Genomic DNA, 21789 nt, shown 5'->3' on the forward strand with positions numbered 1-21789 from the left:
CTAGTTTCTTAAAGAAATGAGGCCCAGCCAAATGGCTGGGCCTCATTTCATGATTGGCATCTATGGATGCACAGATTACTTCTTTGCAGCGTATGGATCGGCGATGCCGATGTACTGCACGGTGGTGTACTCGGCCAAGCCTTCAGCGCCGCCTTCGCGACCCAGACCCGACTGCTTCACGCCACCGAATGGTGCTGCAGCGTTGGAGATGACGCCAGCGTTGAAGCCAACCAGACCGAATTCGATCTGCTCCGAAACGCGGAACATGCGGTTGAAGTCCTGCGAGTAGATGTAGGAAGCCAGACCGTACTCGGTGGAGTTAGCCAGCTTGATGGCTTCTTCTTCCGAGGTGAAGGTGGTGACAGGTGCAACTGGGCCGAAGATTTCCTGGGTAAGGATCTTGGCGTCGTTGGCAACGTTAGCCAGCACAGTTGGCTGGTAGAAGTAGCCTGGGCCTTCAACTGGTGCGCCACCGGTCACGGCGGTTGCGCCAGCGCTGATGGCAGCCTCGACCAGTGCATGCACTTCGTCGCGGGCCTTCTCTTCAACCAGTGGGCCAACGGTGGTGCCCTCTTCGGTGCCACGTCCTGGCTTGAGAGCCTTCATCGCTTCAGCGAACTTCGCGGTGAACTCTTCGGCAACGTCAGCGTGAACCAAGAAGCGGTTAGCTGCGGTGCAGGCCTCGCCCATGTTGCGCATCTTGGCAGCCATGGCGCCCTCAACTGCAGCATCCAGGTCAGCATCCTCAAAGACGATAAATGGTGCGTTGCCGCCCAATTCCATCGAAGTACGCAGAACCTTGTCTGCGGCATCCTTCATCAGCTGCTTGCCCACTGGGGTGGAACCGGTGAAGGAAACCTTGCGCAGGCGGTCATCCTGCATCAGTGGAGCGGAGATCTTCGAAGCCGAGGAGCCCGAAACAACGTTGAGCACACCTGCTGGAAGGCCAGCTTCCATCATGGTGGCTGCGAACAGCTGGGAAGTCAGTGGGGTCAGCTTTGCTGGCTTGAGCACCATGGTGCAACCTGCAGCAATCGCTGGGCCGACCTTACGGGTGGCCATCGCCAATGGGAAGTTCCATGGGGTGATCAACAGGCATGGGCCAACTGGCTTGTGCTGAACAAGGACCTTGTTCTTGCCCTCTGGGGTGGTGATGTAACGGCCGTAGTGGCGCACGGTCTCTTCGGAGAACCAGCGCAGGAACTCAGCACCGTAGGTCACTTCGCCGTAGGCTTCGGCCAGTGGCTTACCCATTTCAAGGCTCATCAACAGGGCAAAGTCATCTTTGCGTGCGGTGACCAAGTCAAAGGCACGGCGCAGAATTTCGGCACGTTCACGTGGTGCGGTCAAGGCCCATTCAGCCTGAACCGCGTCGGCTGCATCCAGTGCTGCCATGGCGTCTTCGCTGGTGGCACTGGCTAGGGTCAGTAGCTTTTCACCGGTGGCCGGATCAAGCACATCAAAAGTGCCGCCGTCCGAGGCATCGCGCCATTCACCGTTAATCAAAAGACCGGTTGGAACCTTGGCAAGCAGTTCTGCTTCGCGCTGGGCAGTGATCGACATACGCGCATCTCCTGAATCTCTAAATGAAACTAATCGTCGTTGATGCCTACGCTATTCTCGGCATGAGCAAACTGTAAATCGCCCTGTGCACTATAAAAGCGTAGATTCATTGTGCAATCAGCCTATGCGAATTTTGCTATTTCTTCGCTTCGTGACGTTGTGCCAAGACAGCCTCATACAGGTCACGTTTTTTGGCACCGAACTTTTCCGCCACCTCAGCCACGGCTTGCTTCATTCGGGTGCCCTGCTCCACGAGATCTGAGACTTTGGGCAGCAGTTCCTCAATGGTTGCTGGCTCAGCTTCTTCGGCACCGTGGATCACCACCACGATTTCTCCACGCACTCCAGGCTCGGCCCAAGTCTTCAAGGCACCCAGTGAGTCACGACGAACCTCTTCAAACTTTTTGGTCAGTTCGCGAGCCACCGCAGCTTGGCGGTCTTCGCCAAAAGCTTCAATGGCAGCGTCAAGAAAATCACTGAGGCGGTGTGGTGCTTCAAAGAAGACCATGGTGCGTTCTTCATGGAGCAACGTGTCCAGACGTTTGCGTCGCTCCCCCGCCTTACGAGGCAAGAAGCCCTCAAAGGTGAAGCGTCCTGTGGGAAGTCCGGAAAGGGCAAGTGCGGTCAGTACGGCTGATGGGCCAGGTACTGCGGTGACCCGGACCCCCGCGCTGAGGGCAGCAGCCACCAGTGGGTAACCGGGGTCAGAAACTGCAGGCATGCCAGCATCCGAGACGACCAGGATGGTGGCACCCTGCGCAGCCAGTTCAATGACTTCGGAGAGCTTGTGAGCTTCGTTGTGCTCATGGAGGCTCATGACCTTGGCGGTGATCTTGATACCGAGGGCGTGAGCGAGGTGGTGGAAGTTTCTAGTATCTTCCGCAGCGATAATATCCGCGCTGGTCATCATCTCCCGCAATCGCGGGGATGCATCGGATAAATTGCCAATCGGGGTGGCGCCCAGGACGATTACGCCCTCATTCTCTGAGATCTGCACATTCTTAAGCCTACGCGAAGTAGGAAAAGCCCACTTTCTGTACTTTCCGCCGGTAGCATGAGTTGGTGATGGGCACCTCGACTTTATACTCCGCGGACGCTGGCCATGTCCGCTCAGCACGGCAGGCCTACACTTTTCAGAGCCTGAAAGCTCGGCTCTTGCCAACCGCTGTGGCCTCCGGTCCGCTGATGTGGATTATCCCGTTAGCCGTCACGCTGTTGGCCGGATTGCTCCGCTTTGTAAATCTTGCCCACCCTCACATGCTGATCTTTGACGAAACCTATTACGTCAAAGACGCTTTTTCGCTACTCCAAAGTGGCTATGAGCGCGAATGGGCAGACGAAAGCGATCCGCAGTTCATTGCTGGAAATCCGCAGCTGTCCGCAGACTCCTCCTTCGTGGTTCACCCACCCTTGGGTAAGTGGTTAATCGCTCTGGGCATGTTGGTCTTTGGCGACTTCAACGGATTCGGTTGGCGATTCTCCACCGCCTTATTCGGCACCTTGGCGGTCCTTCTAGTGACCTTGTGTGCACGGTTGCTCTTCGGCTCCCACACACTGGCCGGTATCGCCGGTCTACTGATGGCCATTGATGGTCACTCAATTGTGATGTCCCGTACCGCTTTGTTGGACATCTTCCTGATGTTCTTCGTTTTGGCGGCCTTTTACGCACTGCTCAAAGATCGGGTTCATGGGCGCACACAACTGGCCCGCAAATTAGCCGTCCCAGAAGGCAACCGCCCCGATGACTTTTTACTAAAACAAGGTCCCATGCTCTGGTGGCGTCCTTGGCGTCTGATAGCAGCCGTCATGCTCGGTGGCGCCGTCGGGATCAAATGGTCCGCCTTGTCCTTCGTCGCGGTTTTCTGCTTGCTCGCCGTCCTGTGGGATTTTGCTGCTCGCCGTACCGCTGGCATTCATCAGTGGCAGCGTTCGACCTTCACTCGTGACGGAATTTACTCCTTCTTCACCATGGTGCCCTTGGCATTTATGACCTACCTGTCCACGTGGGCCGGATGGCTGGTCACAACCGGTGGACGCTATCGGCACTGGGCCGAGGAAAATCCTGGCCAAGGAGTCAGCTGGTTGCCAGCGCCGCTCCGGTCCTTGTGGCACTACCATCAGGCAGGCTACGAGTTCCATACCGGGCTGAGTTCAGAACATGGCTGGCAGTCCTCACCATGGACCTGGCCTTTTGCCGGGCGCCCTGTGCTGTTCTACTTTGAAGGCTACGACAAGGGCGCCAACGGTTGTGATCTCAAGCGTTGCACCGAGGTCATCACCGATCTTCCCAACCCGCTATTGTGGTGGGCTTGCTCCATCAGCATGTTCTTGCTGATCCTGTGGTGGATTGGCGCGAGAGATTGGCGCGCAGGGGCAATCTTGTCCTCAGCTGTAGCTGGTTTCCTGCCTTGGCTGATGTACCCGGAACGCACCATGTTCTTCTTCTACACCTTGCCGCTGGTCCCGTTCATGATGCTTTCGTTGACGTATATGATTGGCAAGTTCGTTTCACGGGAGTCGAATTCTGCCCTCGAGTACCGCTCACGCATCGTCGTGGTCACCTTAGTGCTAGTGATATTCCTAGTCACTTCAGCATTCTTCTGGTCAATCTGGACTGGGGAAATGATAGCGGATGAACTGTGGCGCCTCCATGTGTGGATCCCTAGCTGGGGCTAGGCACCGGTGGTCGCTGGGCCTAAAGCCATAAGATAGGCCACTTTGATGATTTTCGATTCAAGAAGGATTTAGCTTCCATGCAAGAAGTTTCCGTCGAGCTACTAACCGAGCTACCGCCCGAGTTTAATACGACGAATCTACTCCTTGACCGCGTCGCCCGCGGCTCGGATCTGCCCCTGTTCAGCGTGCAGCGCGAGAGTCAGTGGCACGATATCAGTGCAGCAAAATTCCTCGTTGACGTGAAACGCCTTGCCACCACGCTGGTCAATGATGGCTTGCAGCCCGGCGACAAGGTCGCGATCATTTCTCGCACTCGGTACGAATGGGCTCTTGCTGAAGAAGCCATCTGGTTTGCTGGCGGAGTTTCGGTGCCCATCTATGAATCCTCCAGTCCCTTCCAAATTGAATGGATCTTGCGTGATTCAGGTGCTCGGGTTGTCTTTGCCGAGGATCATGAGCTGCGTGCCAACGTCCGTCGCGCGGTGGCACAATTGGGTGAAGAAGTACGCACCCACATTTTTGAAGGATCCGATCAGGCGGACAAGTCGCTGATCCCCTCGGCTGGTCTACACCAGCTGCTGGTTGCCCCTGAACGGGTGAACGAGGAGCTCATTGAATCCCGCCGTTCTTCAATGAAGCTCGAAGATGTCGCCACGATGGTCTACACCTCCGGCACCACGGGACGGCCCAAGGGTTGCAATATGTCCCACTCGAACTTTGCCATGGTGGCTCACAACCTCGCAGGCAATATGCCCGACGTCCTAGGCAAGGACCGTCGTACCTTGATGTTCTTGCCGCTGGCGCACGTCTTGGCCCGTGCGGTGCAGCAGACCTGCATCCATGGCGGGTCGATCGTCGCACACTCAAGTTCGATGGGCACCCTGATTCAAGATATGGCCGCTGTGAAGCCAGGGTTCTTACTGGCAGTACCGCGCGTCTTTGAAAAGATCCGCACCACAGCGCTTGCTACCGCCGAAAGCAGTGGCAAGGGCGAGGTCTTCCTCAAGGCTGAAGCAGTTGCCATCGAGGTATCCAAAATCCGTGACGCGCGTACACGCGGAAACAAGGCTCGTTTCCCTCTAGGACTTCGGGCCCGCCATGCACTGTTCAACAAGGTGCTTTATCCAAAGCTGCGCAATGTCTTTGGCGGCGAATGCGACTACGCCATCTCTGGCGCCAGCGCTCTGACCCAAGATCTTGCGCACTTCTTCCGCGGGGCAGGAATCAAGCTGGTGGAGGGTTACGGCCTGACCGAAACTACCGCGCCGGCAACGGTGAATGAAGGATCTCGAACCCGTGTGGGAACGGTGGGTCGGCCCATCCCTGGCACCAGCGTGAAAATCGCGGAGGACGGGGAAATCCTCATTAAGGGCATCGGCGTCTTCTCCAGCTATCACAACAATCCAAAGGCAACCGCCGAAGCTTTTGATGCTGACGGATTCTTTAAGACTGGCGATACCGGTGTACTCGATGAAGCAGGCTTCTTGAAGGTGACCGGGCGCAAGAAGGAACTAATCGTCACCGCTGGTGGCAAAAACGTCTCCCCGGGCCTTTGGAAGAAATGGTTCGCGCCGGACGAATTGTTGCTCAGTGTGTGCTTGTTGGTGACCAGCTTCCGTTCATCGCGGCTCTGGTGACCTTGGACCATGAAGAACTGGTCTTGTGGGGCAAAGCTAAGGGACTGGGCGAGCTGTCCCTTGCTGAGGCAGCCACTCATCCTGAGGTCATTGCGGAGGTGCAGACCTACGTTGATACGGCAAACCTGACGGTCTCCAAGGCCGAATCAATCCGTAAGTTTGTGGTCCTTGACGACGAATTTACTGAAGCCTCAGGACATCTGACCAACTCACTAAAGCTCAAGCGTCAAGCCGTCATTGAGCAGTTTGATCAGACGATCCAGGGCCTTTACACAAAATAAAATCCTGACTTAAACGAGCTGAGGTGCCGCACTTTTTTGTGCGGCACCTCAGCTCGTTTTTATGCAGTTTTCTCTTAGCCACCCAGACCGAAGGCGCGTGCTTCCTGCCGAAGCCTTGCGGCCTCACGGCGGCGTCCGGTTGGCCAGCAACTGATAAGAACCACAACAACGGTGGCAACAACCAATACAGCGATTCCAATGGCACTGTCGACCCAGAACTGCTCAGGATACAAGCGAATCAAGGTGTCCTTGACGCTGAAGGTCCATGTACCTTGCGAGAAGAACAACGCGTGGAACTGGGTAAAGAAGTTTTCCCAGCCCATCAGCGCGGCGACAGTCAGGACCGCAATCATCACCAAAGTGAGAATAGCTCCAGAGAACAGGGCCCGGCGTACCCCCCGGCATAACGTTTAGCTAGGTACCAAACACCGACAATCAAGATGACTGCCAAGATGATGCCAAGGATGTAGGAGAAACCAATAAGGTGCTTGACGTCCACCATATGCTGAACCTCGCCCTCGGTGAACATAGCTGAACCGGTGGAAAGCTTAAGCCCCGACAAGTATTCCGGGCCAGCAAAGTTGTTCAGGTAGTCCAGTCCGTAGCTGCCGTAGGTCAGTCGTTCATCGTCGCTGAATCCGAAGAGGTCACTAGGGAATCCTGGGCGGCCATAGGACAGCGCTAGGAATGCCGGGGTGGCGATCAGGCGAATGGCCGTAATCAAGGTGAGCACGGGGAAGATCAGGGCAACAACAACCTGTGCAGTGCGCCCCAGTGGTGGTTTGGAGTTCAGCGCCCGCTCACGAGCAACCCGACGCTTCTGTGCTGCTTCGGATCGCTCTGGCTCTGGTTCGTAGCTACCAAAGACACGATTGCGTGCCTGGGCTACGGCTGCTTTGGTGGTTGGCAGTGAGCCGGTTTTCGGTGCAACTGCTACCGGTGGGACCTGCTGAACGGTAGTTTTGCTCTCGGTCTCAGCCTTGGGTTGAACGGTAGTTGCTGGAGCAACAGGTTCGTTCTTGGCCTTTTTCTCTGCTTCAAGTTCGTGAGGCAGTTTGATGGCGCGGATGACGTCTTCTACCGGCTCTTGAGCTTGAGGCTTCGCTGCTGGCTTGGCAGCGGCTGGCTTTTCAGCAGCAGATTTGGCTGGAGTGTTGGCCGGTGCAGGCGTAGTTGCCGCTGGCTTCTGCTGCTCAGTCTTAGCTGCTGCGGGCTGGGCCGTTGCTGGCTTCTGCTCTGCAGGCTTTTGCGCAGTTGGCTGGTCCGCGGTCGACTTTTGCTCTGCAGGCTTCTGTTCAGGCCGCTTCTGCTCAGCCAGCTTTGCAGGTGACGATTGTGAATCAGCTGGATTGGTCTCGGATTCGTTCGTGCCAGACTCAGACTTGCCAGACATGGCTCGGCGAACAGCTTCCTTGCGGGCAGCTACTTCGGCCTGAGCCTGATTCTTATGAGCTTCCAGACGCGCGGCAAGCTCTTCTGCTTTTGGCTCAGTGACGCCTTGGGTGCTCGCTCCGGGGCAGCCGGTGCAGGCTGACCCGCATTTCCTTGCCCCTCGGTTGGGTTTTTCGCCGCCTCAGCCATGAGCAGACCTCCTGCAATTCGCGCGATGGTGTGATGTTTTAGGTTACTGGTAAGCCACCGAGGGCTCACGCGCCTTCAGCTTATCCACCGCAAGGGCTCAACCGACGGATTACCACACCTAAATCACGTTTGGGCTAGGAGGTAAGCAGGACGTCAAAGGCTAAATACGTGAGCCTAGACTACTTTTCTTCGTCAGGGAGCATGGCCAAACGGACCCGAGAGTCAAAACGCTGGCTGCTGATATCGCGAGAGCGCACCGAATCTGCTGGCGTGCTGGAGGAATGACGTGATTCATGAGGTTGCGGCTGCTTATCACGCACCGCGTCCACGAGGGCGTTCAACTCATCTTCGGGCTCAAGCACTTCAGGCATGGCACCTCGAATCAGCGACCAACCACTGGGAACAGTGAGTCGATTGGCGTGCCGAGCGCAGAGGTCGTAGCAGTGCGGCTCGGGGTAAGTAGCCAATGGACCTAGCACGGCCGTTGAATCGGCGTATACGTAGGTGAGGGTGGCACGAGCCGTTTCACGGCACGCTGGGCGAGAACAAAGACGAAGACCTTCCACGCTATTTATTCTACTCGTGGGATGCCCTGATGCTGGGGATCTAGCAGTGTTCGTGGGCCGGAGGCGATCCATGAGCGTGCTAAGCGATAGGCTGAGACGATGAACTCGAAGTTGCCTGATCGTCCCAGTGGTCCGCGGCGTAATCGCCATGGCCGCGGACGGCGCGGGCCACTGATCCCCATTCATTTGCCGGCCTACCGCTCCCGTCCGGAACGGTTCGACGACGCAGTAATGGCCAGCGCTCAAAGGCTTTCTGAACGCTGGCCAAATAAAGTTGAACAGATTGATTTCCTCATTGAGCCGGTGCCCAGCGAGAAACTCATCAATCAGGCAGAAGCAGTCTCCGATCGTATCCCGTTGGCATCGTCAACTCCGGCCACCGCTCATAAGCGTGCCGAGTTGGTGATCTATCGTCTGCCGATTGAACAGATCGCCGATAGCACCGCAGAGCTGATGGACCTCGTTCACCAGTGTGTGGTTCACGAGGTGGCACAGTTATGGGTGAAACCGATCAACGAGATTGACCCGTCCTACTTCCCCGAAGATCCCGAAGACTTTTAGCTTCGCGTAGCCGCCGGCACTTGTGCTGGCGCGTGGGTGGCGAGCATCAGGCGCACCGCCCCGATCCATACCAGGGCCGAACCCACCAGGTGACAGACCACCAACAGTTCAGGCAAATGGGTCAGCGCCTGAACGATGCCAATCACACCCTGAGCGGCGAAAACCAGAACGTAGATCTTGGCCTTACGAGACACCGCTGCGACCTGCTGGGTCTTGGCTTTGCGCCAGATGATCAAGGTAACTGCCAACGCCGCAAAGGCCGCGATAGCGTGGATGAGGGTGATGCTTAGCCAGTCAAAGCCCATACGTGGAACGTCGGCCGAATCTCCGGCATGCGGTCCGGAACCCGTGACGGCGGTTCCCAAAACAACCAGCACCGCGTTGATGATGACCGCGATGGTGCCCCATCGCCTAAGTTCACTGGTGCTCGACGGTGGTTCGCTGGCTTCAAGGTTCTGAGTTTTATCCCAGGTAATAGCCGCAGCGGTCAGCAACAGAGTCGCTGCAAGGAAGTGCCCGGCGACCATAAACGGATTGAGCTTGACCCATACGGTCACGCCACCAAGTACCGCATTCAAAACGACCAACCAGAACTGTAGCCAGGCCCACCGAGTAATGGTGGGAACTGGTTCGCGTTGCAGACGAGCTGCAATGATGACCCAACCCACCGCGACGCAGAGCACCGTGGTGAGCATTCGGTTGGCGAACTCGATGGTTGCGTGGATGCCCATCTGCGCCGTGGGTGCAAGTGACCCATCGGTGCAGGCCGGCCAATCCGGGCAGCCTAGCCCGGAGCCGGTCACGCGAACCACGCCGCCACCCACGATGATCAAGATGGCAGCAGCTAGTGCCGTGAAGCTGGCCGCACGCAAGGCACGACGCTCCAAGGTGTATCGGCTAGCTAGCCAGCCGAAGGGGGTAATCATAAAACTGTTCCTTGGTGACGGGGCGCTACCCGCCGATATTTACCACAATGCCGTCGCGACCGGCATTAGCCTGAGGCATCGCAGCCCAAGCAATCGAACGATCCGAACCGAGCGCCACCTGAGCAATATAGGTATTGGCGTCGGTTGAGAAAATTACTGCCTGAGCATCATCCGAGACTGATTTTGGATCAAAAACAATAGAAGAACCGGCATCAATCTGTAGCTTCTTTGCTTTCTGCAGTTTGCCGTCCTTGGTTACTACGGTGGCTTCCACGGAGGAATCCGAATCTACGGCAGCCAAAGCAAATTTTCCGGTGCCGTTGGCAGAAATGGGCATGGCCTGAGTGCCAGCAAGAACATTGGAGCTCGCTGCCCACGCGGTGTCCGAAGAATCCTTCGGGTTAGCACCTCGTACCATGCGTACTGCTGCGGTCACCGGAGCGTCAGATTCAACCACGACGGTGTAGTAGCCACCGGCCAGCTGCTTCAAATCCACAACACTGGTTGCGTTTGATGCTGCCGCCAAGTTCTCGTCAAAGCTTGCTGCTACTTCACCATTTTCTCCAAGGACCTTTACCTTGTAGCCGGCCCCTGAAGACCCGGTGGCAGAAACGTGCAACTGTGGCACCAAGGAGCTATCGTCCTTGCTCAGCGAGGAGATGTTCTCCTTGCTATCAATCCAGACGCCCGGGATTACCTGACTGTTTGAAGCCGAAGCATTGGCACCAACAAAGTCCACACCCGAGGGGTCAGGCCGCGAAGCGCTGCCTGCTGAACCGTTGCGGTGATCTTTCCACCAACGCTGGTGACCTCAGCCGAAACAGAGCCCATATTCTGCGCGTAGCCGCCGAGGACCAAGGCTTTGTCCTCCCCCGGAGCAAGAACAATGCTCTGCAGGGTTGGGGTATCGATCAGTCCATCTGGACCACGCAGCTGCAGTGCAACCTGAGCGGTGGTGTGTGTTGGGTTGGACAGGTGCATTACGCTGGTTGATCCGGTGCTGGTCTGCAGGCCGGTGAAGCGCCAGTTGGAGGCAGGTGCCTGGCAGGTAGCCGTGGCCAAACCTTCAAGGTCACCGTCCGAGGCTTGGTAGCTGCGTAGTGCGCTACCTTCCGAGGCCAGGCCGCCTAATGGCTGCAACGAATACGACTGGATACCCTCGACGTTATTCAGCGTTGAAATCTTGCTGACTCGCCCGGTCTGTCCAGCATCATCTGCGCCGCGAGCTTCTACCGCTTCGGCTTCCTTGATGCGTTTGGTCAGTGTGCGGGGTGAGGAACCATCAAGTTTGGCAACCGAGGAGCCCGGGATACGTTTGGCTAGGTCTGAGACCGCAATGGAACGCACGTTGCTGTTCACGTTTTTGGCACCGGCAGCAAACTGCGGATCCGTTCCATCAACACCCTTGAGCAGCTGTGGAGTTGAAGCACAGATACTCGTGGCGTCACCTGCAGGCAGGTTGGTCACCGCCGCTGGCAGAGTACTTTCTGCCGCCTTGGGGGCGATAATCGATCCGCCACCAACAACCGCGCAGGCTGCAACAACGGCGGCCAGACTCAGGAGCACTGCCCCGGTCTTCTTACGAGTAGGAGCCGTTGCGGCATCCTTGCTCGCCGCAATACGTGCCTTTTCTAGCTTGCGTCGACGGGCGCTGACCTTTGAATCTTTTGGTTCGGACGCCGGGACGGTAGCCACTGCCTCCGACTTCTGCGACTGTTCTTCCTTAGCTGCCTCAGCAGCACGAATCTTTTCCAACTTACGGCGGCGCTTGGCAGCCTGTGCGTCTTCTGGCTCTTGCGCGGCAGGAACCTGATTCTTCTCATCTGCGGAATTCGATGCTGCGACACCGCCAGCGGCAGCTGTAGCACCGGCAACAGTTGCAGTCCCGGCAGCAGGTGTTGCTGAACTCTTTGCTGGTTGCGGGGCACTCTCAGGATCCTTGGTCGCCGCCGAATCCGAAGCCTTATCGGCAGCTACGGGTGCACCTAGCTGCTGCGAAGCAGGCAACGGTGCAACTAGCTGTGCAGGTTTTGAGGTTTCATCCTGCTGTGGCTCTGCCTTATGCGATGCGTGGCTTGGTTCCTCGGCCTTATGCGAGGCGTGCTTGTGCTCTTCAGCCTTGTGAGCAACCGGCTCAGGCTTCTGCGCAGCGACTGGCTTTGCAGGCTCCTGCGCTGGAGCATTTGCCGGTTCGGTATTCGATACTGCAAGAGGCACAGAAGTTGCAGACTTCTGGGAAGTCTCAGGCTGCTGAATGGTCTCGGATTTCTCATCCTTGGCAGACTTATCAGCCTGGTCAGACTTTTCAGCCTTGTCAGGATCGGCAACTGGTGCCGGGGTCACTGCAGGCTTCTGCTCGCTCTGATTCTGAGCAGTTGGCTTGTTCTCTGCCTTGGCGGCAGCCTTCTGCTCAGCTTCAGCCTGCTTGGCGGCCAGGGCTTCGGCCTTTTTGTCAGCCTTGGCCTTTTCGGCAGCGTCAGCTTCCTGCTGCGCTAAACGAGCCTTTTTGGCTTTAGCTTCAGCCTTGGCATCAGCTTCCTGCTGCGCCTTCTGAACCTTTTCAGACTCAGCAGCGTTTTTGGCGTCCGCCTTGGCGCGTTGTGTTGCTTCCTTCGCCCGAGCCTTGTCCAACTTTGCGTCGATTTTGGCTTTGATCTTGGCAGCTTTTTCTTCGGCGCGGGTCAGCGCTGCAGACATTGGATGCTTGGATTGCTCCGAAGCCTTGCTTTCAGGCTTATCAGCAGAATCCGCTGAGTTAACGTTCTTCTCGTCGCTCACTACTTCTTCTCCTGCTCGGCTTCATCGTCCGAAATTCGGTCGTTGAGCTTCGGGGTCAAGTTTTCTCGGATCTCACTGGCCCGCTCACGAGCCTCGCGACGGCTTTGTGGCAGGACGCCAGTAGCCGTTGAGGGGCTGCGAACTTCAGCTGCGGCCAAGACTTCATGACCATCAGCCAGCTCTTCGTCCGCAGCGCGAGGTTCGCGGAAACGATAATCGCTATTGCGGTAGTTGGCGAATCGGCGCGAGCTTGGAACCGGAATGGCCAGCAGCACGGTAATCAACAAGACCAAGGCGCCTAGAATCAGAACCGGGGTGTCCATGCTTTCCTTGTGCGTCAGCGACAACTTGCCACCGGAATTAGGGATTTCGTAGGCCTGAGCCCAGCGGGTATCCGAATTTTCCGGATAGGCCACCGAACGCAGTGCCACATCCCCGAGGCTGGCGCGCAGCTTCGAATCGGCAGTGGTGGACAGCACCAAGGTCCGCTTCAATTTGGACTCCGGCAGCTCAACGTTGCTCATCTTGCCACGCTCGGTTGGCAGTACGGTCACGCCACTATTTTCATCAATGATGCGAGCAAATCCAGCGCCTTCGGTTTCACCCGAAGTTTTGTAATCCACACGCCACAGCCAACCGCTGTCGGTCTGTCCTACTGAAGCCAAACCGGTAGCTGCGTTCAGGGTGCGCACGGTGGCGGGAACGGACTCACCGGTTTCGTTCAGTACAACGTAACCAATACCTAAGTCACGCAGGGAATCGCGAGAATCCAGTGCGGACTCGGAGAGCAACTTGGCAACTGCCTTGCTCTGGGTCGAGGAGGTAATCGAGCTTTCGTTGCGTTCCGGGTTTAGCAAGCTTCCATCAAGCTGCTTAACCTGCGAGTAGCGGCTGATGCTATCGAGGGTCTCACCTGAGCTGGAAACCAGCTGGCTGTCGATTTCACCCGATGAACGTGGGCTGAGTACCAAGGTGCGCTCTTGGAATTCAGAGCGTCCGGCGTCAGCGGCCGTGGCCGGCAAGGTGCGTGGCTGGGAGGACTGAACTTGCTGGGTATCCACCAGCTTGGTCAGCTCCTGCGAAGCTGCCGTTGGGTTCAGCTGGGAGGCCAAAAGTACGCTTCCTGAGCCGGCAACAGCGATCACGCTCAGGACTGCCATCAGCGAAACCAAGGATCGTGGTGCGCGTGCACGCAGGGTGCGAGGCTGGTTTTCGTGACGCAGTGCAGCCAATGCGTTGGCAGCTGCGGCCATCAAAGCAAAAACGGTGAACGAGACAAACGGTCCGGTGTAGGCGGTTACCGAAGTATGCGATTGAAGGCTGACCGGAATAAATCCAACAGCCCAACCAGCGGCCAACGAGATCACGCCGGCCCAGAGCAGACGGCGCGAGTTGCGGCGCATGGTGGCGTTGTGGCTGAAAGCCGAGCTCAACGTACCAATAAGGGCCATGATGATCACCGGTGCGCCAATAAGCAAAGCTGCTACGAGCGCCCAAGGGCCAGCGGGCAACATATCCCAACCGACCAAGCCCGCCTTGGCATCAAAAGCTTCTGGGAAACCAAGAAGCATCTGCCATGGCAATGCTGGCGAGAAAGCGGTAGGAGCTCCTGGCTCGGTGAACAGTAAACGTGGTTCGCTCAATGCTGCGAAGAGCAAAGGCAAGTTCCACACAACAGCTGGCAACGGGATCCACCACAGGCTACGTGCCCGGTGGAGGGAGGACAGCGCCAGAGCGTAAATCAAGATGGTCGCTGCCAGGAAGAACGCCATTGAACCGGCGGAAACTACCCACAGCAACAATGCGGCACAGGCCGACGCGGTCCATGCAGAAACTGACTGCGCCTTGGCCGTCTTTGGCCTGGCTCCCTCAACGGCAACCTGCGCGTTCATGGAGCGGATCACTACCATCACAAATACCGGCAGCACGATGTGAACCAAAGCTGAGCCGATTCGGCCCGAGGCCAGTGAAGAGGTGAGTGATGGAAGCAGGGCCCACACCAGTGCGGCAAAGAATCGCACAGCGCGCGATCGGCTGACTACCCCGATGCCCCACCAAGCGCTCAAGGCAGCCAATGGCATGGCGGCAAGGAAGAGGTAAGGAGCTACCTGGTTGGCGTGGCCAAAGGTCACTACCGAGTACAGCCAGAACAACGCATCCGTATTATCTGGTGGAGCACTCAGCCCGGTCCCAATGCTCTGCCACCAGGAAATCGCATTGGCTCCGATTTCCTTGGTGCTCTGCGAGAACGGACGCAAGGCGCCACCCGAAAGCGCAGACGCACCAAGTACGTTGCGCCAAGCGATTAGCGAAGCGGCCGTGGAAATCAGCAGGGCAAAAATCAGTGACAGTACCGCGGTGGTACGCGGTGGGCGGGCGATGCGAACAAAGTCCGAGAAGTTGTCGCCACTGGGTTCAACCATGGCATCGGCACCGCTTCCGTCGCCAAAGACTTCTGCATCATCGCGGCCGGTGGTCAGATTGCGTCGATATTCGCGAACCTGCGACGCCGAGGTCATCAGCTTGCGGACCTGGCGGCGTGGAATCTCACGAATTGTGCGCACATTGCGCCGGGAGGCCGACAGCTTGCCCGGGGTGAATAGACCGCGCAGCGTTGCGCGCAGGTGACCAAAACCGTGGCCTGGGTCCTTAGCCAGCAGAGCCAGCAGGAAGTGGCCGATACCGCCGAGCAAAAGGCCGATCCAGAGGAACGGCAAAGTTAGTGGGGCGGCAAACTTCAAACGCTGGAATACTTCCGAACGCTTGGCTTCGCTAGGCCCGGCCAGGGAGTCAACTACCTCAACCTGGTGGTACATCTTGGCTTCGGGGACAACAACAACACGGTATCCGGCCAGGCGGTTGCGCCAGCACAGGTCCACGTCGTCGCCACGGCCTGGAATTGCTGGATCAAATCCGCCAAGGTATTCAAAAACGTCGCGGCGGATGAACATACCGGCAGAGGACACTGCGAAGTAGTCGCTGCGTGCGTCGTACTGTCCCTGATCAACTTCGTCGGTATCGATCATGGTCAGTCGCTGAGCCTTGCGGTCTACGCTCAGTCCCACCTCGACGAGGTGGCGGGGGTTATCAATGTCCAGCAGTTTGCACCCGGCAATGGACACCGATTCTGACGCTTCAACGGCTCGGGTCAGTGCTTCAAGTGCCTCGGGTGCCGGCATGGAGTCATCATGGACGATCCATAACCATTCGTCGCGGTCTTCTCGTGCTTCTGGCAGTTGCGAGACTGCCGCTTCCATCGATAGGCCCAAAGAGCCTTCCTCGGCTTGCAGTAAAGCAGCGTTGGAAGGCAGATTGGCACGCAATACCTCAAGGGAAGCGTCGGAGGAAGAAGCGTCTACTCCGACAAAGCGTTCAATAGGCCTCGACTGGTTTCGCAGTGCGGCCAAAGTGCGTGGTAAAAGTCAGCGCCATCGTGCGAGGCAACGATGGCGGTGACATGAATTGGCGGACGAATTAGATTGCTCGTTTCCGTAGACGGCGACGTTCGCGCTCTGAGAGCCCTCCCCATATGCCGAAGCGCTCATCATTGCTCAAGGCATATTCTAGACATTCTGAGCGAACAACACATGCGCCGCAGACGCGTTTCGCGTCTCGAGTCGATCCGCCCTTTTCAGGGAAAAACGCTTCTGGGTCTGTTTGTGCACACAGTGCGCGGGCTTGCCAGCCCAATTCACCTTCATCAACTTCGCCGCCGACACCAAGCCAAACGGCCTTGATGCTCTCGCGTACGTCGTCGTCCTCGTCAAGCTCCGGTGCCCAAGATCCTACGGAAGGGATCTCTTCAGCATCCTGAGATGAGTCATGCTCTTTAAGATAATTGTCGGCTGCAGTTTCAAGATCAGCTGCGAGCGCCACTCGTGCGGACTCACCGGCTTGAGGGTCGACAAACCAGTCAGACGGTGCGTCTTCGAGCCCGTACTGAGCGGACGCAACAGCCGAGGTCGAAAATTCGGAGTACCCCTGCTCCAGATTCGCCATGGTGATGTTGACCTTTCGATTGGTTTGAGTGGATTGGGCCATCTATGGCGCCTACCCATCCGGCAGCATTTATTCCATCAAACTAGAGAATGTGATGGATTCCGCCGGACTCACCATCTAATTACATCCGTGTAACTCCGCTAGAGTCAAGTGGGGAGGTCATTCTAAGAACAATTTTCAGGAAACTCCCGGCACAACACGCCGTCAAAACGGGCAGAAGAGCGGGCGAGTCTCGACTTGCTTGAATTCCCGGTGAATTCTCAGTAACTAGTTTCAAAGGACGATCAATGAGTAGCAACCAACAACTTGGAACTTTCGTCGAAGCACTGCTCGCGGTGCGACGGTCCTCGGCGTCTCCTTGGCTTACTTGGCATTCTCAAAGTGGTGAACGCATCGAGCTCTCTGGACGGGTATTTGACAACTGGGTGGCTAAAAGCGCGAATTTGCTGGGCGACCTTTACGACCTCGGCGAAGAATCCATCGTCGTCATAGGCCTCGCCCCACACTGGAAATCGCTGGTTCTGGCCCTAGCTGCATTGCACCACGGCGCCAAACTTGTCGACCCAGCTCATCAAGATGCGCAGAGCGCGGCCCTGTTTATTACGGCCACGCCCAACGATGAAAACATTCCAGCAAGTAGCGAGATCCTCGCAGTGAACCCGGCAGCTCTCGCGCTGTCCTTCGGTTCGGATCTGGGGCCCGTTGCTGAAGACTTTAATGCCACGGTACGTTCTTATGGCGACCAGTTCTACCCATCGGCAGTAGCTGGTTCTACCGCGGCCATTGCCACCCCTGCTGGCGCAGAGCTGAGCATCGAAGAGCTCTTCGCACCGGCGGCAGATCCCAAGGGCACGATCTTGGTACGTGCGGATCAGCCAATTTTGAAACTACTCCCCTACCTAATTGGGCAGTGGAAAGCCGGGGACGGCGTAGTTCTGGTTGAAGATTCTCTAGAGGTCAGCGACCGCCTACGAGATGGTGAGCGCATCACCTTCGACTACGTGCCTGGGGCCTAACGAAAGACCTTAGGAGTAGAGCCGGTGTCGGTCGGTCCATTGGAACCTGTTGCTAGGTCCTTGCCGTCCGCACCGGTTTCGCTCTGTGGTCGACCCAAAATCTCGTGGTCGTGGGCGAACTCTTCTTCCTGATCCATTTCCTTACCAAAGACCCAGAAGCGGTAAGCGAAGAAGCGGAAGATGGTGCCCAGGATCAGGCCGACGACCGAACCGGCAATGAAGACCGAAGTTGCATCGGTTAGACCCAGCCAGTACTTGGTGACCCAAACACACGCGGCCGCAATGCCCAGACCGATTGCGTTCATGATGATGAACATCACCAGCTCGCGCACCACATTCGCTTGGCGACGATGGCGGAAGGTCCAGTATCGGTTAGCGACCCACGAGAAGATGGTCGCAACGACACCTGCAACGATTTTTGCCTTAACCTGCGAATCGCTCATTGAGCCATGCAATAGCCAGACATAGATGCCCGAGTCAATGATGAACGCGACGCCACCGACGACACCGAACTTCGCAACTTCACGCCAAAACAGCGATATGAGTCCGGCAATTTTTGATTTGATGCGCTCGAGCAAGGGTCCTCCAGGGAATCAAGTTCCCGTCTGGCTAGCAGTAACAGGGCGCGCAGAGCAGAACTCAGAGAACGCGACCTTGCTATTTTATCGGTAGTTTCTGGTGATTGACCGAATTCTGAGAGTAATCAGACAACGCGCATGCGAATCTACCGCGTGATTTCGATACCCTAGATATCGTGAGCTTTCCAAAAATTGGTGTGATTGGTGGCGGGCAGCTAGCCCGAATGATGGCCCCCGAGGCCCTGAACCTAGGTTTTGAACTTCATGTTCTGGCCGAAGGGCCCGAGGTGTCGGCAGCCCGAAGTGTTCCTGATGCACCCATTGGTGACTACAAGGACCTCGAAACCCTGCGCAAATTTGCTCAGGGTAAGGACGTGGTCACCTTTGACCATGAACATGTTCCCAACGAATTTCTCACCACGCTAATCAATGAAGGCGTAAACATTCAGCCGCGCCCGGCCGCCCTGATTCATGCACAGGACAAGCTGGTAATGCGTGAAGCTATCGAAGCTCTGGGCTTGCCCAATCCTGCGTGGGCCAAGGTAGATGATGTTGAGCAGCTGATCGCTTTTGGTGATCAAACCGGCTGGCCCATCGTGCTCAAAACCCCTCGCGGCGGATATGACGGCAAGGGCGTGCGCATGCTGGATAACGCACAAGACGCCAAAGACTCTGCCGACTGGTTCGCCAACGGTCCACTGCTGGCCGAAGACAAAGTCGATTTCTCCCGAGAACTTTCAGCCATGGTGGCACGCACCCTCCGGTGAAGCCAAGGCTTGGCCAGTAGTGCACACCATCCAGGTTGATGGAGTCTGCGACGAAGTTATTGCACCGGCCCAGGAACTGGATCAGGCTACGGCCCAAGCCGCTGCGCAGGCGGCACTGCTGATCGCCAATGAATTTGGTGTCACTGGTGTCATGGCTGCAGAACTTTTCGAAACGCCCGGCCAAGGGGCTGGTTTTGTGATTAATGAATTGGCCATGCGTCCACACAACACCGGGCACTGGACCATGAATGGTTCTATCACCAGCCAGTTCGAACAGCACCTGCGGGCGGTTCTAGATTTACCGCTGGGTGAAACGAGCGAGTTGGGTCTGACCGTCATGAAGAATTACCTTGGCGGAGCCAACCAAGATCTTTACTCTGCGTTTAGCGCTGCCCTGGCCGCCGCGCCCGAGGTGAAGGTCCATGCCTACGGCAAATCGGTGCGTCCGGGACGCAAGATCGGACACGTAAACGTAGTCGCTAATGCCGGGCAGAGCGTGGATGAACTTCGCTCCCAAGCCAATAAGGTCGCCGCGATAATCCGCGACGGCGTGGATGCTGACCACTAATCTTTTGACCGCCAAGAGCCACTGCACCCAACAACGCAGTGGCTCTGACACTTACTTATCCCAAGGAATATTCTGATGTCTGTTGCACCTCTTGTTGGCCTTGTCATGGGTTCGGATTCCGATTGGCCAGTACTGCGCCTCGCCGCACAAGCCCTGGCTGAATTTGGCATTCCCTTTGAAGCTGACGTTGTCTCTGCTCACCGGATGCCCACCGAAATGATTGAGTACGGTACAAAAGCTCACGAACGCGGACTGCGTGTGATCATTGCTGGCGCTGGTGGCGCAGCTCACCTGCCGGGCATGCTCGCAGCAGTTACTCCGCTTCCTGTCATCGGAGTGCCAGTTCCACTGGCTAAACTTGATGGAATGGATTCTTTGCTGTCCATCGTTCAGATGCCTGCAGGAGTCCCCGTAGCAACTGTTTCCATCGGTGGTGCACGCAATGCAGGATTGCTTGCAGTGCGCACTCTCGCATCGGGAACCGACGAGCTTGCACAGTCATTGCAGGTAAAGTTGCTTGAGTTCGCAGAATCTCTGCGCGAATCAGCCCACGCTAAGGGTGCTGCACTGCGCGAAGAAGTTGCCAACGAGAATTTCGCTTCCTAGGGAAAGTCACATAAGTACATGGGTTCTGCCAATCATCGCGCACAAGGTCCGTTGCGCAGTCCGGAGACCATAAGCGCTCCGCAACGCAGCAAACGTGCGCTGATCTTGGTCCTCTTGACCATTTTCTTCCCGGGCAGCGCTCAGCTCGTTGCCGGAAACCGCAAACTTGGACGTATCGCCGTCACGGTCACCATGATTTGCTGGGTGGCTATCCTTGCCGTCCTCGCAATCTATTTCATTAACCGTTCGGTGATCCTTGGCTGGGTCGCGCACCCGAACTTCCAGATGTTCCTGATCATCGTGCTCTCAGTATTGGCCGTCGGTTGGTTCGTCATGTTCGTTAACACCTTGGTGATCATCAAGCCAAGAATGTTGGCACCAGGTATGCGCGCTATCGTGACCGTGTTTACGCTAGCTGCGGTTGTGGCCACCAGTGGCGTGTTCATTTACGGAGCATCGATTCTGAACACCGGTCGCGAAACCATCGTGTCCGTCTTTGACGAAGGACCGGCCTTTGAACCGGTCAACGGGCGCTATAACGTCGCCGTGTTCGGTGCCGACTCCGGTAGCGACCGCGAAGGTGTGCGTACTGACTCAGTGGCACTGCTTTCGGTGGATGCCAAGACCGGCAAGACCCTATTGATCTCCATCCCGCGTAACTTCCAGGGTGCTCGCTTTGCCGATGACTCACCGATGAAGAAGATCTGGCCTGACGGCTACAACTGCGGTGACGAATGCATCTTTAACGCCATCTACCGCAACGCAACCGACGAGCACGCTGACGCTTTCCCAAGCACAGTTAAGAACGTCGGTGCGCAGGCCGCGATGGACGCTTTGGAAGGCACCACTGGCCTACCTGTTCAGGGTTACGTCATGGTCGACATGGCTGGCTTCGAGCAGTTTGTTGATGCCCTCGGCGGCGTGAACATCGATTCGGGTGGCTGGGTTCCTTACAACGGTAAGCGCTACGAAAACAGCACCATTCGTACCCACTGGTTCGCTCCGGGCAACCAGACCTTCACCGGAAAGCAGGCCCTGTGGTTTGCTCGCTCCCGTGACTTCACCGATGACTACCACCGCATCAAGCGCCAGCAGTGCTTACAGCAGGCAATCATCAAGCAGTTCACTCCGCAGACCATTCTGAGCAACTTCACCAGCATCATGTCCGCCGGTGAACAGCTGGTGGAAACCAACATTCCAGCCGGTCAGCTCGGTTCCTTTGTCTCCTTGGCAGAAAAGGTCTCCTCGCAGCCAATGGCTCGACTGACCCTCGGCGCTCCGGACTTCGAACGCACCTTCTCCACCTACCCAGATTTTGATAAGTTGCAGGGTCGAATTCAGACCTTGATTGCAAAGCAAAACGAATCGGATGATGAGAAGAAGGCTAAGAAGAGCGCCGCGGCTGAAGCAAGTGAAGACTCAACGGATTCCTCCAAGTCTGAAGAGAGCACTGAGAGTACCGAGGCTTCCGAGGACGCTTCAGATGCTGGAGATATCAATAACGCGCCGAAGCTGTCCGACAGTGGCGACGCGGAGTTCACCCAGCCTGATGGCAGCCCGATCACCGAGGAATACTTGGTTGAGCTGGAAATGGCCGGCGCAACCACCAGAATTTCTCAGATTGCCGCCAACAACGACGAGTGCACCGTTCCTTAGACGGATCATGCACTGCAGTACCAACGGTTA

At 56.9% G+C, this 21789-nt stretch carries 16 protein-coding genes and 2 pseudogenes; 8 read left to right on the forward strand and 10 right to left on the reverse strand.

Annotated elements, in window-relative coordinates; genetic code table 11:
• Positions 1 to 75: 75 nt before the first annotated feature.
• A complete protein-coding gene (locus tag N6V40_RS15880; protein WP_262198204.1) occupies positions 76 to 1563 on the reverse strand; it encodes an NAD-dependent succinate-semialdehyde dehydrogenase in 1488 nt (495 codons plus the stop codon).
• A gap of 136 nt (positions 1564 to 1699) precedes the next feature.
• Positions 1700 to 2560 (reverse strand): 16S rRNA (cytidine(1402)-2'-O)-methyltransferase, encoded by an 861-nt coding sequence (gene rsmI, locus N6V40_RS15885; protein WP_131090160.1) that lies wholly within the window; start codon positions 2558 to 2560, stop codon positions 1700 to 1702.
• Between the two features lie 158 nt (positions 2561 to 2718).
• On the opposite strand from rsmI, the gene N6V40_RS15890 reads away from it, so the two are divergent.
• From N6V40_RS15890 to N6V40_RS17475, 3 genes are all read left to right on the forward strand, one after another.
• Positions 2719 to 4239, forward strand: coding sequence for a dolichyl-phosphate-mannose--protein mannosyltransferase (locus tag N6V40_RS15890; protein WP_262198205.1), 1521 nt, complete (start codon positions 2719 to 2721; stop codon positions 4237 to 4239).
• A 77-nt stretch (positions 4240 to 4316) separates the two neighbouring features.
• Positions 4317 to 5876 carry an AMP-dependent synthetase/ligase gene (locus tag N6V40_RS15895; RefSeq protein ID WP_315973717.1) on the forward strand — a complete coding sequence of 520 codons (1560 nt, stop codon included), beginning with the start codon at positions 4317 to 4319 and terminating at the stop codon, positions 5874 to 5876.
• The gene (locus tag N6V40_RS17475; protein ID WP_315973718.1) at positions 5834 to 6157 is read left to right on the forward strand and encodes a hypothetical protein; all 324 of its coding nucleotides are present in this window, start codon (positions 5834 to 5836) and stop codon (positions 6155 to 6157) included. The genes N6V40_RS15895 and N6V40_RS17475 overlap by 43 nt, the downstream gene beginning before the upstream one ends.
• 74 nt (positions 6158 to 6231) lie before the next feature.
• Here N6V40_RS17475 and N6V40_RS15900 read toward each other — a convergent pair whose 3' ends face one another.
• The 3 genes from N6V40_RS15900 to N6V40_RS15910 form a co-directional block, all read right to left on the reverse strand.
• Positions 6232 to 6510 (reverse strand): lipoprotein intramolecular transacylase Lit, encoded by a 279-nt coding sequence (locus N6V40_RS15900; protein WP_262199761.1) that lies wholly within the window; start codon positions 6508 to 6510, stop codon positions 6232 to 6234.
• Complete coding sequence (locus N6V40_RS15905; RefSeq protein ID WP_262198206.1) at positions 6510 to 7550, reverse strand: lipoprotein intramolecular transacylase Lit; 1041 nt, start codon at positions 7548 to 7550, stop codon at positions 6510 to 6512. Before N6V40_RS15905 ends, N6V40_RS15900 begins: the two co-directional genes overlap by 1 nt.
• 367 nt (positions 7551 to 7917) lie before the next feature.
• On the reverse strand, positions 7918 to 8304 hold the full coding sequence (locus N6V40_RS15910; RefSeq protein WP_131090164.1) for a DUF3499 domain-containing protein: 387 nt from the start codon (positions 8302 to 8304) through the stop codon (positions 7918 to 7920).
• Between the two features lie 99 nt (positions 8305 to 8403).
• On the opposite strand from N6V40_RS15910, the gene N6V40_RS15915 reads away from it, so the two are divergent.
• Positions 8404 to 8865: a metallopeptidase family protein gene (locus N6V40_RS15915; RefSeq protein WP_131090165.1), complete on the forward strand. Its 462-nt coding sequence runs from the start codon at positions 8404 to 8406 to the stop codon at positions 8863 to 8865.
• On the opposite strand, the gene N6V40_RS15920 is transcribed toward N6V40_RS15915, so the two are convergent.
• From N6V40_RS15920 to N6V40_RS17480, 4 genes and pseudogenes are all read right to left on the reverse strand, one after another.
• On the reverse strand, positions 8862 to 9791 hold the full coding sequence (locus tag N6V40_RS15920; RefSeq protein WP_131090166.1) for a COX15/CtaA family protein: 930 nt from the start codon (positions 9789 to 9791) through the stop codon (positions 8862 to 8864). The two genes, N6V40_RS15915 and N6V40_RS15920, sit on opposite strands and share 4 nt — an antisense overlap.
• A gap of 25 nt (positions 9792 to 9816) precedes the next feature.
• A pseudogene (locus N6V40_RS15930) lies at positions 9817 to 12488 on the reverse strand (DUF5719 family protein).
• Positions 12489 to 12568: 80 nt separating this feature from the next.
• Positions 12569 to 15976, reverse strand: a complete 3408-nt coding sequence (locus N6V40_RS15935; RefSeq protein ID WP_262198209.1) for a glycosyltransferase family 2 protein — start codon at positions 15974 to 15976, stop codon at positions 12569 to 12571.
• Positions 15977 to 16043: 67 nt separating this feature from the next.
• Positions 16044 to 16568: a WhiB family transcriptional regulator gene (locus N6V40_RS17480; RefSeq protein ID WP_131090373.1), complete on the reverse strand. Its 525-nt coding sequence runs from the start codon at positions 16566 to 16568 to the stop codon at positions 16044 to 16046.
• Between the two features lie 287 nt (positions 16569 to 16855).
• Between N6V40_RS17480 and N6V40_RS15945 the strand changes: the two genes are divergently transcribed.
• Positions 16856 to 17584 carry a TIGR03089 family protein gene (locus N6V40_RS15945; RefSeq protein ID WP_131090169.1) on the forward strand — a complete coding sequence of 243 codons (729 nt, stop codon included), beginning with the start codon at positions 16856 to 16858 and terminating at the stop codon, positions 17582 to 17584.
• On the opposite strand, the gene N6V40_RS15950 is transcribed toward N6V40_RS15945, so the two are convergent.
• Positions 17581 to 18162, reverse strand: a complete 582-nt coding sequence (locus N6V40_RS15950; protein ID WP_131090170.1) for a GtrA family protein — start codon at positions 18160 to 18162, stop codon at positions 17581 to 17583. The genes N6V40_RS15945 and N6V40_RS15950 overlap by 4 nt on opposite strands.
• 224 nt (positions 18163 to 18386) lie before the next feature.
• Between N6V40_RS15950 and N6V40_RS15955 the strand changes: the two are divergent.
• From N6V40_RS15955 to N6V40_RS15965, 3 genes and pseudogenes are all read left to right on the forward strand, one after another.
• Positions 18387 to 19497 (forward strand): annotated as a pseudogene (locus N6V40_RS15955) (5-(carboxyamino)imidazole ribonucleotide synthase).
• Positions 19498 to 19572: 75 nt separating this feature from the next.
• Entirely contained in the window at positions 19573 to 20103 is a 531-nt protein-coding gene (purE, locus tag N6V40_RS15960; RefSeq protein WP_131090172.1) for a 5-(carboxyamino)imidazole ribonucleotide mutase, read from the forward strand.
• Between the two features lie 18 nt (positions 20104 to 20121).
• Positions 20122 to 21759 carry an LCP family glycopolymer transferase gene (locus tag N6V40_RS15965; RefSeq protein ID WP_131090173.1) on the forward strand — a complete coding sequence of 546 codons (1638 nt, stop codon included), beginning with the start codon at positions 20122 to 20124 and terminating at the stop codon, positions 21757 to 21759.
• Positions 21760 to 21789 lie beyond the last annotated feature (30 nt).

The sequence above is a fragment of the Glutamicibacter sp. M10 genome, assembly GCF_025452055.1.
In the GTDB taxonomy this organism is placed as follows: Bacteria; Actinomycetota; Actinomycetes; order Actinomycetales; family Micrococcaceae; genus Glutamicibacter.